12 protein-coding genes and 1 pseudogene are annotated in these 12923 nt (G+C 62.2%); 9 read left to right on the forward strand and 4 right to left on the reverse strand.

Features of this window, described 5'->3' with window-relative positions:
* Positions 1-171: 171 nt before the first annotated feature.
* From LWE61_RS05480 to LWE61_RS05495, 4 genes are all read right to left on the reverse strand, one after another.
* Positions 172-1506, reverse strand: a complete 1335-nt coding sequence (locus LWE61_RS05480) for a chloride channel protein (protein ID WP_234149014.1) — start codon at positions 1504-1506, stop codon at positions 172-174.
* 2 nt (positions 1507-1508) lie between these two features.
* Positions 1509-2720 carry a hypothetical protein gene (locus LWE61_RS05485; RefSeq protein WP_234149015.1) on the reverse strand — a complete coding sequence of 404 codons (1212 nt, stop codon included), beginning with the start codon at positions 2718-2720 and terminating at the stop codon, positions 1509-1511.
* A 240-nt stretch (positions 2721-2960) separates the two neighbouring features.
* Entirely contained in the window at positions 2961-4508 is a 1548-nt protein-coding gene (locus LWE61_RS05490) for an SLC13 family permease (RefSeq protein WP_234149016.1), read from the reverse strand.
* A gap of 16 nt (positions 4509-4524) precedes the next feature.
* Complete coding sequence (locus tag LWE61_RS05495) at positions 4525-6093, reverse strand: DUF389 domain-containing protein (protein WP_234149017.1); 1569 nt, start codon at positions 6091-6093, stop codon at positions 4525-4527.
* 354 nt (positions 6094-6447) lie between these two features.
* Between LWE61_RS05495 and LWE61_RS05500 the strand changes: the two genes are divergently transcribed.
* The 9 genes and pseudogenes from LWE61_RS05500 to LWE61_RS05535 all read left to right on the forward strand — a co-directional run bounded on the left by LWE61_RS05500 (position 6448) and on the right by LWE61_RS05535 (position 12874).
* Positions 6448-6714 carry a TrbI/VirB10 family protein gene (locus tag LWE61_RS05500; protein WP_326490605.1) on the forward strand — a complete coding sequence of 89 codons (267 nt, stop codon included), beginning with the start codon at positions 6448-6450 and terminating at the stop codon, positions 6712-6714.
* 1 nt (position 6715) lies between these two features.
* Positions 6716-6934 (forward strand): DUF2274 domain-containing protein, encoded by a 219-nt coding sequence (locus LWE61_RS05505; protein WP_234149018.1) that lies wholly within the window; start codon positions 6716-6718, stop codon positions 6932-6934.
* Positions 6935-6938: 4 nt separating this feature from the next.
* Positions 6939-7079 (forward strand): annotated as a pseudogene (locus tag LWE61_RS20905) (helix-turn-helix domain-containing protein); the annotation flags it as partial.
* Between the two features lie 77 nt (positions 7080-7156).
* Complete coding sequence (locus LWE61_RS05510; RefSeq protein WP_234149019.1) at positions 7157-7411, forward strand: hypothetical protein; 255 nt, start codon at positions 7157-7159, stop codon at positions 7409-7411.
* Positions 7412-7519: 108 nt separating this feature from the next.
* Positions 7520-8224 carry a site-specific integrase gene (locus tag LWE61_RS05515; RefSeq protein ID WP_234149020.1) on the forward strand — a complete coding sequence of 235 codons (705 nt, stop codon included), beginning with the start codon at positions 7520-7522 and terminating at the stop codon, positions 8222-8224.
* Positions 8225-8480: 256 nt separating this feature from the next.
* Entirely contained in the window at positions 8481-9668 is a 1188-nt protein-coding gene (locus tag LWE61_RS05520) for an integrase arm-type DNA-binding domain-containing protein (RefSeq protein WP_234149021.1), read from the forward strand.
* 228 nt (positions 9669-9896) lie between these two features.
* Positions 9897-10169, forward strand: a complete 273-nt coding sequence (locus LWE61_RS05525; RefSeq protein ID WP_234149022.1) for a helix-turn-helix transcriptional regulator — start codon at positions 9897-9899, stop codon at positions 10167-10169.
* Positions 10162-10482: a hypothetical protein gene (locus tag LWE61_RS05530; protein ID WP_234149023.1), complete on the forward strand. Its 321-nt coding sequence runs from the start codon at positions 10162-10164 to the stop codon at positions 10480-10482. The genes LWE61_RS05525 and LWE61_RS05530 overlap by 8 nt, the downstream gene beginning before the upstream one ends.
* Positions 10483-10504: 22 nt before the next feature.
* Complete coding sequence (locus tag LWE61_RS05535) at positions 10505-12874, forward strand: bifunctional DNA primase/polymerase (protein ID WP_234149024.1); 2370 nt, start codon at positions 10505-10507, stop codon at positions 12872-12874.
* Positions 12875-12923 lie beyond the last annotated feature (49 nt).

Consider the following 12923-nt stretch of genomic DNA (forward strand, 5'->3'; position numbering starts at 1 on the left):
CCCTGCAGCCGTATCGCCGCTCGGCTCGCCGACGAATGGACCATATAGGTCCGACCGTTTCCTTGCATCATTGCTACTGACAGAGGGTATGACCCCGGGAGGTGTTCATGGCAGCGCTCGACGTCTGGTGGCACGGGCGTGAACCGAGGATGCGCCATATCTGTAGCCATCCTAATTTTCCTCACGTGCCCGAGACGGGTTCGGTTGAGGGTTGTCATTAACGATAAAGCGCTTCGAGAGCCCGTGGTACAGCCGCTCCTTGCAAACGAGCTGTGCTGCGAAATCTGCGATCAGTGCTGACGCCAGTAACGGCATCATCAGGCCCCGGCTTGCGGTGGTTTCCGAAATGATGATGACGGCGGTGAGCGGCGCTCTTACGACCCCCGTGAAATAAGCAACCATGCCGAGCAGGACGATGGCCCCGGACGGGTATTCAGGAAATACGCTGCGCAGCATATCGCCTATTCCTGCGCCTACGGAGAGGGAAGGTGCGAAAATGCCGCCAGGCAAACCCGAAACCGCTGTTGCCAAGGTCGTCACGAATTTGGTGGCCCCGAACCAGATCGGGACGTCGGATCCCGCGATGACCGCGTTGGCTGTCTGATAGCCTGTTCCCCATGTCAAACCCGTCGAAACGCCGAGCGCCGCGACGGCCAGCCCGCACAGGGCGGCAAAGCGGACGGGTCGTGCCCGCACCCAGGCCATTGGGGTATAGGCACTCGTGCCAGCAGCCAGCATGAGCCTCGAGAACAGGCCCCCAGCAAGGCCGCCAAGCAGCCCTGCAACCGGCGCGGCGTGAAGGGCCGCACTAAAGCTCAGGGTCTGCCGCATCACGCCAAAATAGACATAGTCACCGGCGAGACCGAGGCTCACCATGCCCGCGATCAGCACTGCCGCCATGACGAGCAGTGTCATGCGCTGCTCATAGGCGGCAGCCAATTCCTCAATCGCGAAGGCAACCCCCGCCAGCGGCGTATTGAATGCGGCCGCCACGCCCGCAGCGCCCCCGGCTATATAAACAGAGGCACTCAGCGGTATCGCCATGAGCCGATGAGCATATCCCATAATCGAGGCGGCGATCTGCACTGTTGGCCCCTCGCGCCCGACCGACGCGCCAAACAGCAGAGCGCCGATGGTGAGGAAGAATTTCGTGGTCACAGTTCGTGCCGAAACAAGCGCCTTCATACCTGCCTCGGGCTCGCGCGATGCGGCTATCACTTGTGGAATGCCAGAACCGCTCGCAAGTGGGGCCAGGCGGCGTGTCAGCCAGACGATACCTGCAAAGCCGGCAGGCGTAGCGAGTAATGGCAACCACCACCAGCGGTGTGCGCCGGACAGGAACACCTCACCGGCCCAGTCGGACAGGCGCGCAAATAGTAAAGCAAGAAGGCCGACAAGGATCGCACCGCCCAGTATCGCGATACGCCGCCGCCAGATGAGAGCTTCGGGGCCGTGGCGGCGCAGCAATGTGCGAATGTGACGGAGAGTGGGGAGACTGCGGCGCATGATCATCCTTCTGCGGGCGCGCCCACAAGGGCGGCAACAATGCAAATGAGACCGACTATTATGAACCCGGCTCGCTGGAGGGGGCTGGCGACACCGGTCTTGCGCGCAACGACGAAAGCGAGGACGCATTGCAGGGCATAAAAAAGTGCGAAGGCCCGTGAAGAGATGGCTACCACCTGAAAGGGGTCGGTCAGCCAGACGACGGCAACAGCCAGAGCGCCAGCAAGGGCAAAGGCGGCCTGAAGGGAAAGCTTGCCGCGTGTGACCTCGTTCATCAGCCCCCCTGAGCCGATGGAATCGGCGACAGCTGCGCTGAGCTGGCTAGACAAGGCTCCCACCAGCACGAATATCCCCAGCGCCGGTGCGACCAGCGTCATGATATCGAGGATTCCGGCGACCCCTTCCGTTTGTGCCGCACGGCCGAGGAATGGAGTCAGCAAGGCCAAAAAGGCCAGATATATAGCCGACGCGATCCATTGAGCGTGACGCATGGTGCGAATCCGGAGCTCTTGACTGTAGCTCTCTCCCAGATAGCGGGAGGTCTCGAAGCCCTGCACAGTAATGACTAGGCCCAGCAGCAGCGGAATGCTTCCCCAGCTTATGCTCGCAGGCGGCAAGGGATAGGCAGCTGCATTGGTGAGCCACCAGCAGGCAAGCCCTGCCAGGAGACCGGCAATGATCCCGATCTTCAGAGATACCGTACCGTGGGCCAGATGCTCCACGCGGCGCAGGCCCTTGCCAAAAGCGAGCGCGATGATTCCGAGGAGGATCAGCGTGACGATCGCGTTGGAGGCAAGGCTGTGCCAGGCCGGATCGGTGGCTAAAGGTTTCAGGAGAAATTCCGCAAGGAGCTTGAGATAATAGGCCACGGAAATGGCGTAGGCGAGTGCCAGAACCCCTTGCGTGATGCGCGCAAGCCACGAGACCGGGTCGTTTACCGCTGCTCGGCCGAGATAATTCTCCACGTGAATGATATTGAAGCGGATCACTGCGCCCGCCGCATAAGCGATCACCAGCAACGCCGCTTCGGCGATGATAGCGGCGCGCCCAAATTCGCGCGCGAGTATGGGGCCGCAAATCAGGAACCCGCTGCCGATAATGGAGGCTAGCGGCGTGACAGTTGCCCGCCAGGCCTCGGAGCGCGCAAACCGTCCGAACGTCAGGAAAGCGGTGACGGCTAGGGCACAGGCAAGTGCTACCAAGGTTATCAGCATGGGTTTCGTCCTGTTCCGTTACAGGCCAGTGACACCGATGCTCGGTGTTTGCCTATCTGTAAGAAGCGCGCCATCATCAGCGATAGAGGAGCGTCAGTGTGACGGCTGTGGTCGCAATGACCAGTACAACCAGCATGCCCCCCATCCGCGCATAGTCGGTGAAACGATAGCCGCCAGGCCCCATCACAAGCAGGTTATTCTGATGACCTATAGGGGTGAGAAAATCCGAGGATGCACCGATCAGGACGGCGAGGAGCGCCGCGTCAGGAGAAACGCCAGCAGCCGCGCGACATCGATAGCAAGCGGCCCCATAATCACGGCCGTCGCCACGTTGTTGAGGAATATCGACAGCAGCATGGTGACAGCGCAGAGCGCCGCGAGGACTATGCCTAGCGGCAATCCTTGAAGCGCTTGGCCCAGCCATTGTGCCACTATCGCCGCCGCCCCGCTTTCGTCGAAGCTTTGGCCCACCGGGATCATGGCTGCGAGCAGTACGACCACTGTCCAGTCGATCGAACGATAGATTTCGTCTGCAGGAAGGAGGCGCAGAGCTGCCAAGGCTGCGGCGGAACCCAGAAATGCGATGGCCGGGGATAGTCCCGCCAGCACGATTGACGCGATGGATGTGCCGAAAATAGCCAGGATCATTAAAGCTCGGCTATGGGCAACCGGCATCGGATCGAGCCGATCAATCTCAAGAAGGCGTGCGCGAGCAATGAAGCGGGCCAGATCAGGTGTAGCGTCGCGCAGATAGAGCTGGTCGCCCGCCCGAACGCGCATCCTGACAAGGGGCTGCCTCTCCCGCGCAACACGCGGACCAACCGCAACCACTTCGAGGCGGTCCTCGCTTTGTGTTCGCACCTCGTCATAGCCAAGCCCGATCAAGATCGAGCCATGCGCGACCGCGACCCGGGCCGTGACCGCGTCCGCCGAAGCAGCCAGATGGGCGGCGGTCTCCAGACCAGTCTTTTCCGCTATCGTCCATTGGTTAGCGCGTGAGAGCACCAGCAAGCGATCACCAGTCCTGATGCTATCGAAGACCTGTCGCCCTTCCCTGAAACGGGCAAGCAGCCTGGCTTTTGCGCTGCGCAATCCCTGAAGGAGATCGTCGCCATCGCACGTCTGTGGCACGTCCAGTTCGAATACCCGCCAGGGCGGCCGCTTCTGCTGTTCAGCGCTCTGTCTGACGGGAAGAAATCGCCAACCGAACGCAGCCAAATAGACCAGCCCTAGCAGCGCGACAGCAACGCCGACCGGCGTCATGGTGAAGAAGCCAAAGGGCTCCCCGAGTTCGGTTTCGCGGACGGAGGACAGGATGAGATTGGCTGGCGTGCCAATGAGCGTGGTCATCCCACCAAGGATCGTCGCAAATGCCAGTGGCATCAGCGTCGCTGTTGGCGGACGCCGTGAGTCGCGCGCGATCTCCGTTGCGATCGGCATGGTGATGACCAGAGCCGCAATATTGTTCATGAAGGCCGACAGGAGCATGGCGACGGCAAGAAGTGTCGTCAGTCGGAACAGGAAGCCGGCGCGCTCGGGGATGAGCCATTTCGCAATGACCGAGGCAATTCCTGACAATTCCACCGCACGTCCGACGACAAGGATTGCCGCCACGGCAAGGACCGCGGGATCGGCAAACCCAAGAAACGCTCTGGCTGGCGTGACGAGTCCGAGGGCGATACAAGCAAAAAGGGCAATGAGCGCCACGAGGTCGTGCCGAACCTTCTCGCTGACGAACAGGATCAAGGCCCCGCCAAGAATGATGCCGCTGAGCGCCGCCGGACTCATGCTAAGTCCCGACTGCTCATCGAGTGCTTATCTCCGCAGATGGTGAGAGGCGGAAGGACTGACCGGCGGCGGGTGCCGTTACAGCCTCCATGCCGACGCCGCGCAGGATTGCGGCAATACCAAGTGCGCGGCGCTGGGTCAGATTTGGCTTTTCGGGTGGAATTGCGGGCAAACCCGGAACCTCAAGCGTGCGCACATTCCAGCGTCGCGCTGCCCAGGCTGATGTGAGAACCGCCTCGCGTGCCGCGCTATCCAGCGTGTCTCTATTATCTCCGAAACTGACGAGCGGTAGCGGGGCTTGGGGGGGTATAAGGGTGACGTCCCAGTCGCCCACATCCTGATGCGTCCGCTGTTCAAGCGCGCGATAGGTGGACAGTGTTGCGCCGGGCAGAGGAGCAGCGGCCGCGCTCGCGCGGCGATGATCCCGGTCAATCGTGACGGCATCAGGCGAAATACCGGCAGTGAGGGCCAGCATCCTGGAAAGCGCCGCGATGCGGGCGGTCTCGGCGGCGGCGGCGTCACCGGCCTGTCGCAACTCTTCGCGCTGCGCGTCCAGCGGACCTGCGCCCGCTTCAAGAAGCACTTGGTCAAGCTGCAGCCTGATGGGTTCCCCAAGCTTTTGCTCCAGCTCTGCTTGAAGGGACGTCGAACGCTGCATGCGTCGGCGCGGGGTGATCACGACTGAACGTACTGCAACAGGCGAGGCATCGAAATCGACATCGAGCTGCGTCACTCGGGAGTCGGCCCCGAAGCGCTCGGACAGCAGCGAACGAACCTTGGTGACGGTGACCGCTTCTGTCGCGATGCGCTTCAATGAAAAACCAAGCGGAATGGCCATTGCCACGAAAACGAACAGCAGGATGATTGTCTGAGTCCAGCTTTGCTGGCTGGAAAGGAAGTGGCCGAACCCGTAGAAACGCGCCATGACTGTCGCAGAGAGGGCGATCGTGACGAAATTGGTGACGAAAAGCGCAAATGCGCCTCCAAGCACGGCAAGGTTCCACGTGGCAAGGCCATAGCCGACGACGGCGAGTGGCGGCATCAACGCCGTTGCGATCGCGACACCCACGACTGTGTCGCCGCGGCCCCGGATGATCGCAAAGGTTCCGGCTAGCGCGGCAAAAAGGGCGACAGCCAGATCGAACAAATTGGGGCGCGTGCGGGCAATGATTTCCGCTGTGGGCGCCTGCAAGGGCGACAAGGTGACGATCAGGGCGGTGAACATAACGGCGCAGGCTGATCCTGCCCCAAGTGCAATCAAGGCGCGGCGCATCTCGGAGAAATCGAATAGCGCAAGGCTGAAACCCAGACCGAGGATCGGATTCATAAGGGGAGAAATCAGCATCGCACCGATCACCACCGCAGGCGAGGACAATAGCAGGCCCAGAACGGCGATACCTGCTGACATCATGGTCATGAACAGGTAGCGGGGTGACCATCCGCTTTCACCAATGATCTTCTCGATCACCTCCCCATGGTCGACGCTACCCGCGACCTTGCTGCGCCACCATCGATAGAGCGCCACGCGATCCAGTTGGTCGTGGACCGCGGTACTTAGGCCATATAATTGTGTTTGCTCCGCCATACGGCCTCCTTGACCGCGAAGCGGTAATTTCTGGTGTCGGTTCGGCGGTACTCGCCCCTGTGACTTGCCGACCAAGATGCGTCTCATCCGCTGCAAGTCGCACCATTACGATAGGCGAGGTCGTCGCGCAGAGAAAGTGGATTGCAGCGTCGCGTGCCTCACCCACGCCTTCGACGTGCGGGAGGCCGGGCCGTGGGTCTTTGCCCATTTATCGTGCGGTGTTTGCGCCGAAGCCGCCCTGAGGCGCTTCTAAACGCTGCGGCATCCTCCGGGGGAATGGTCGGAGATCGATCGACCGTCGTTTGCCTTTCACATGCCTTGCGGGCGTGCCACCATATCGAGACAAGCAAAACGATGGCTGCGCTTACATGGGCGCTCATCAAGGGCGTCGGTATCGCAACGCTTCTGGGCGTCGGGGCTGAACTCCAGTTCACCAGCGGCAACGACCTCGTGCAGGCGATCCGTCAGTCGACCCAGACCAATGTCGCGCGGGCCGGTGATCAGATCACCGCCCGCAATCTTGACGTCCAGCCGAGCATCACGGTGCGTCCTGGCGCGCCCGTTCGCCTGCTGGTGCAGAAGGATATCAGCCTCCCGCCCTGGACTGTGGAAAGGGAATGACATGACGGATATCAAGCTTGCGCGGTTGCCCGACCGCACACCCGTCAAACTGACGATCGCCATTTCCCCAGACCTCGCCGATGCCCTGGGCGTCTATGCCGCGCTCTATCGGGACGCCTATGGTCGCGACGAGCCGGTAACCGAGCTCGTTCCCGCGATGCTGACGAGCTTTCTCGAAAGCGACCGCGCCTTCCAGAAGGCACGGCGGGAGCGGACATGACCGCGTGGAGGAGCGCGAGCCTTTCCTGAGCCTCAAAGAGGCGGCTGACCTCCTCGGGGTCCATCCCAACACCCTGCGTGCCTATGTGCGGCAGGGCATCGTTCGCGGCGCCAAGCTGGGGCGATCCTGGCGCTTCCGACATGTCGACCTTGTTGCGGACGTCCGCGAGCGGTATTCTACCCTCGCACGGATGCAGATGAGTGCCGACGGACAGGAGGCAATATGGCACTCTGGAAACGTGCAGGTATCTACACTGTTGACATCACAGCCCCGGACGGAAGCCGAATTAGACGATCTACTGGCACCACCGACCGGGAAAAAGCGAAGGAATACCACGACAGGCTGAAGGCCGAATTGTGGGATCAGGCGCGATTGAAGCTGAAGCCCAAGCGTAGCTGGGACGAGGCGGCAGTCCGCTGGCTCAAGGAGAAGGCGGACAAGAATTCTTATAGGGACGATGTCCAACGGATCCGATAGTGGACTGGTCATTTGCGGGGCAAGACCCTCGACCAGATCGACCGGAGCCTGATCGACGGGTTGGTGACGAAGCATGTCCATGCCTCGGATCGCACGAAGGATCTCTATGTGGCGCTCATCCGCGCCATGTTCCGGCGGGCGATGCGGGAATGGGAATGGATCGATCATGTGCCCGCGTTCAAGACCTACAATAAAGGTGGGCAGGTCCGCGTACGCTGGATCACCGAGGAGCAGGCCGAAAAGCTGCTTCGCGAACTGCCCGACCATCAGCGTGAGGTGGTCGTGTTTGCGCTTTCCACTGGTCTGCGCCAGGGAAATGTCCTTGACCTCACATGGGACCGGGTCCAGTTGGCCCGGCGCATGACCAGGATCGAGCATGGCGATACGAAGAACGGGAATGCCTTAGGGGTTCCCCTCAACGATCTCGCCATGGCCGTCTTGCAGCGGCAAAAGGGCAAACACGAAACGCATGTGTTCACCTACAGGGGCGAACCGCTCCGGTCGGCGAACACAAGGGCGTGGCGCAAGGCACTGGCGAGATGCGGGATCACCAATTTTCGCTGGCATGATTTGCGGCACACCTGGGCGAGTTGGCTCAGGCAGAACGACGTGCCCACCTGGGTGCTTCAGGAACTGGGCGGCTGGAAATCGGAAACGATGGTGCGGCGTTATGCCCATCTGTCGGTGAAGCATTTGCAGCCCTATGCCGACCAGCTGATTTTTGCGCCGAAAATCCGGCCCCCGGAGAGGCGCAGGAAACTGCGGAAGGCGATGACACAAAATCACCCACACAGGCGCCCGAAAAGGGCCTGAGGGTGGTCACTCGCAACGGCGTAAGATGTTGAATATAAAAGGAAGTTTTTGGTGGACGCACTTGGGCTCGAACCAAGGACCCGCTGATTAAGAGTCAGCCAAAGCAGTCCACGGCCAGACCCCGCCTGACCACGAAACCGATTGTCTTGCAACGATTTATTGGGCACTACGAGGCGTGGCCGGGGTTGGCCACGCTGACCTCGGGACCGTCTTAACCGTCTTAATTCCCGTCCTTGACGGGTGAGGGAGCCGACCGATGCCCGAAGTGACTGAGCTGACCGACAAGTATGTGAAGGGCCTACCGCCTGCGACCGGCGGGCAATATGTGGTGCGCGACACGCTCGCCGGTTTCTTCGTCGTGGTGGGCAAGCGCACCAAGACGTTCACCGTGCAGTGCGACGTGAAGGACGACCTTGAACGCCGCCGGACCAAGAAGGTGGCGCTGGGGCAGGTTGGCGAGCTTTCCGTCGCACAGGCCCGCGCCAAGGCGAAGGCTACGCTGGGCGCATTGCAGGTCGCCGGCAAGTTCGAGGAGCGCCGGAAGGAATGGACGCTGGGGGAGGCATGGGACCACATGCGCGACTTCGACCTCCCGGCGAAGGGATCGCGCCCGCGCACGGTGGACGGCTACGAAAAGACCATCCGCCGCCTCATGGGCGATTGGCTGACCGTCCCGCTGCACAAGTTCGCGGACAAGCCACACCTCGTTACGGAGCGCCACCGGACCATCACCCGCGAAAACGGACCCTATGCCGCCAACCACTTCGGGCGCGCCTTCCGGCGGCTCTACAATTACGCTCAGGCCAAGCTGGACCGGACCTTGCCCGTCACGGCATGGTCAAAGGTCATCAGCTTCAACCGGGAACATCGCCGCAATACGGGCATGGGCGATAACGACCTTGGGCAATGGTTCGCCCAGCTTGCGGCCATCCCGAACGGAGTGCGTCGCGAGTTCCACCTCCTCACGTTGCTATCTGGGTCACGCCCCGACGCGCTGAGCAAGGCCGAATGGAAGCACCTCAACGTGAAGCGCCGGGCGCTGCATATTCCCGCGCCTAAGGGTGGCGAAGATCGCGCGTTCGACATCCCGCTTTCCCGGCCCATGCTCGCGTCGCTCGCCCGCGCCCGTCGGGCGGGATGCAAGCTCGCCCCGCGCCAGAGCGAGACGTTCATCTTCCCCGCCGCCAAGAGCAAGAGCGGCCACATTGTCGAATGGAAGGAGGATCGGGCCGAGCTTTGCAAGTGGGGCGTCGATCTTCGCCAGTCCTACGCCATCGCCGCTGAAACGCTGGACGTGTCGGAGCGCACCGTGAAGCGGTTGCTGAACCATGCGACGCAGGACGTGACGATGGGCTATGGTGATCGTGACCGTATGTGGCCCCGGCTTATTGCCGAACAGGAACGCATTTCCGCGCATTTCATGTCGCAGGCGAAGCGCAGTTAGTCAGTTTTCACACTGCACGACGTCTGACCTCGTTAAACTGCTTGCCGTGCTTGGCGTGGGTCCGTAAATGTTGAGTTGTCGCTGGCGCTCTGCGTCGCACACGGTTGCCGGATAGAATTGCCTGCGGGGGTTCGTTTCGTACCGACAGAAAAGGAGACCGGTAGAGCTTCGCTCCCGGATGTCTGCACGGACGAACAGGGTCCGGGCGTCTGTCGGGTTAGAAGCGCCGTGTCTGAATTAGATCAATCTTGGAGCCAGCTTGCCGAGCGTGTCGCGGGTATCGTGACGCGCCACTTGGCTGACCTCCCGCCCCGCCGCGTATCGCCGTGGTTTACTCCCGATGACGCCGCCGATTACCTCCGGCTGACGCGCCGGGGCCTTGAGGACATGCGGGCGAAGGCCAGCGGTCCCCGCTATCACAAGGTCAACGACCGGGTTGTGCGCTACCATGTGCGCGACCTCGACGCTTGGCTTCTGAGCGAGGGAGGCGAGCGTGGATAACGCAAATACGCCCGCCCCGTGCAGGGGGGCGGGCGAGGGCGCTACTTACCGAGCCGCAGCCCTCTCTACTTCCCCGGAAATGGGCCAGCGCGAAATCAGCGAATTGCCTTTCGCTGTCGAATACTACGCCGAACGCGCGGTGCAGTTCGCCAATACCGTGTTCGATCTCGACCGGGAAGCTGAGGGCCTGGACTGGGCAAGCCGGGTGCAGGCTCGATGCGACGTTGCTCCGGCAGACCTTTTTCCTTGTTTGCCGCCGGGCATGATCGACGTTCTTCGGAGCCGAGCCGAAAGGATGCTCGTGCATGGCTGACGCGGACCCGCGCCCGGCGCAGATGATCGACGCCGCGATGGCATACATTCGCGGCGGCTTCCGCCTTGTGCAGCTAAAGCCGGGCGGCAAGCAGCCTGTCAGTGAGAAGGGCTGGCAGAACGCCAGCCCGGCGGGCCGCGACTTTGAGGGAGGGAAGAATATCGGGGTGCAGCTTGGCGCAAAGTCGGGCCACCTTGTCGATATTGATCTCGATTGCGAGGAAGCGCGGCATCTGGCGGGGCTGGAATGCTTCTTCGGGCATCTCCCGGCCTTCCGCCGCGCCAGCCTCCCGGCCCATGCCCCCGGCCATCGCCTCGTGGTTTGCCGCGATGCGCCAGACGAGTTTGTGCAATTCGGCTTCAAGGGGAAAGGCGAGGAAGAAGCCATCGCCGGACTGGGCTTGGCCAAGACGATGATTTTGGAGGTGCGGGCGGGCAAGTGCTACACCGTGTTTCCGCCGTCCGTAATCGCGGGCGACCCGCTAATCTGGAACGCCCGCGCCAACCCCGATGTGCCGTCGATGGATTGGGACGAGCTACGGTTGAAGGCGGGCCTGTTGGCATTCGCGTCGTTCGCCGCCGCCAACTACCCGGCGGAAGGCGGACGCGACAATTTCTGTATGCACCTTGCCGGGGCGCTGGTGCATCTTGGCGTAGATCCCGAAACCGCCGAGGACATTATCGCGGCAATCGTCGCCATGAAGGGCGACAATCCGCGTGACCGCCGGGGGAAGGCCATTGCATCGGCGGCGAAGCGCGAAGCAGGTGAGGCTGTAACAGGCGTCCCGGCCTTCCTTGACCATATCGGTATGAAGGCCTGCGAGAAGCGGGTGCGTGATTGGCTGGGGCAGGTTGCGCCCGACGCTGGCGACCCTGTGCCGCCCGACGCCATCATGCTTGGTCGTCCCGACCTCCACGCGGTCCTCGGCGAGATTGAGGCCATGCTTATTGCGAATAGTGGGCGGGTGTTCCGGCGGCACTCCGAACTTGCCCGTGTCAGCACCCTCGAAGAAGTGACCCTTGAGGACGGTATTGCACGCAAGGCCGGGCTGGTTGAATTGCGCGTTGCTTCCCCGGCATGGCTCGCAGTCGAGGCGAGCCGCGTCGGCACCTTTGCACAGCGCAACGGCGCAAAGGTGTCGCTGGTGCAGCCGCCGACCGCGCTGATGGGGATGCTTGGGGCGGTTGCCGACGAAAGCCGCTTCCCGCCAATTCGCGGCTTGTCGATGACGCCGACGCTGTTGTGCGAACGACCCGGCTACGACCCCGAAAGCAAGCTGTTCCTCGCCTTCCCAGAAGGGATGTTCCCGCCTGGCAATATGTCACCAACGCGCACGGATGCGGAAGCTGCCCTTGCACGGCTGGCGCATCCGCTGCGCGCCTTCCCGTTCGTGGACGAAGCATCCCGGTCGGTGATGCTCTCCGGGATGATTGCCGCCGTGATCCGGGGGGAGCTTCGCACCTGCCCCATGCACATCTTTGACGCCCCGGCGGCAGGGACGGGCAAGACAATGCTGGCTGACATTATCGGCATTATGGGCACGGGTGTTTCGCCTTCGGGCGTGACGCACAGCGCGGACAGCGACGAAAACGAAAAGCGGTTGGTCTCCATCCTGCGGACTGGCGACCCGGTCGTGCTGTTGGACAACGTGACGACCGAGCTTGAGGGCGACTTCCTTTGCGGGATGCTCACCGCAGAAACCGTGCAGGCGCGCATTCTCGGACAGAGCGAACGGGTTAGGCTGAGCACTCGCGTCCTGATGCTGGCGACGGGTAACAACATCCGGGCGCGGGGGGACATGGCGCGGCGCGTCGTGAAGTGCCGACTTGATGCTCGGATGGCCAACCCCGACGAACGGGATTTCGACTTCAACGCCGCCGATGATGTGCGCGCGGATCGGCCCGCCTTGGTCATCGACGCGCTGACCGTCGTGCGCGCCTATATCGGGGCGGGAAAGCCCATCGCCCTCTCTCCATTCGGCAGTTTCGGTGATTGGGATTTGGTGCGTGGCGCGTTGGTATGGCTCGGCCATGCTGATCCCGCCGATACCCGCGCGGCGGTGAAGGACGACAACGCTGAGACTGAGGAGAAGGTCGAGCTTCTCCGGCTGCTATACGAGCATGTCGGTGTTGGCCGCCGCTTCACGACCTCTGAAGTCGGTTCGCGGGCCAACCTTGAACCATTGCGTATCGCCCTTGGTCGTATGCTGCATCGGGGCGAGTGGGACGGGCGGAGCGCCGGGCACCTCCTGCGGAGCAGCAAGGATTTCCCGCTACTGGGCCTTACGCTGCGGTCGAAGCTGAATGCCGCGAAGGCGCAGGCATGGTGGCTGGAAGGCGAGCCGGATGCGGCGTTGCTCGATGACCGGGAGGATGACTCATGCCCCTTCTAGACCTGCTGCACGCATTCTTGATCTTACAGGGTTTCCCGGGTTTTCCGGG

This window comes from Sphingobium sufflavum, assembly GCF_021403115.1.
GTDB lineage: Bacteria > Pseudomonadota > Alphaproteobacteria > Sphingomonadales > Sphingomonadaceae > Sphingobium > Sphingobium sufflavum.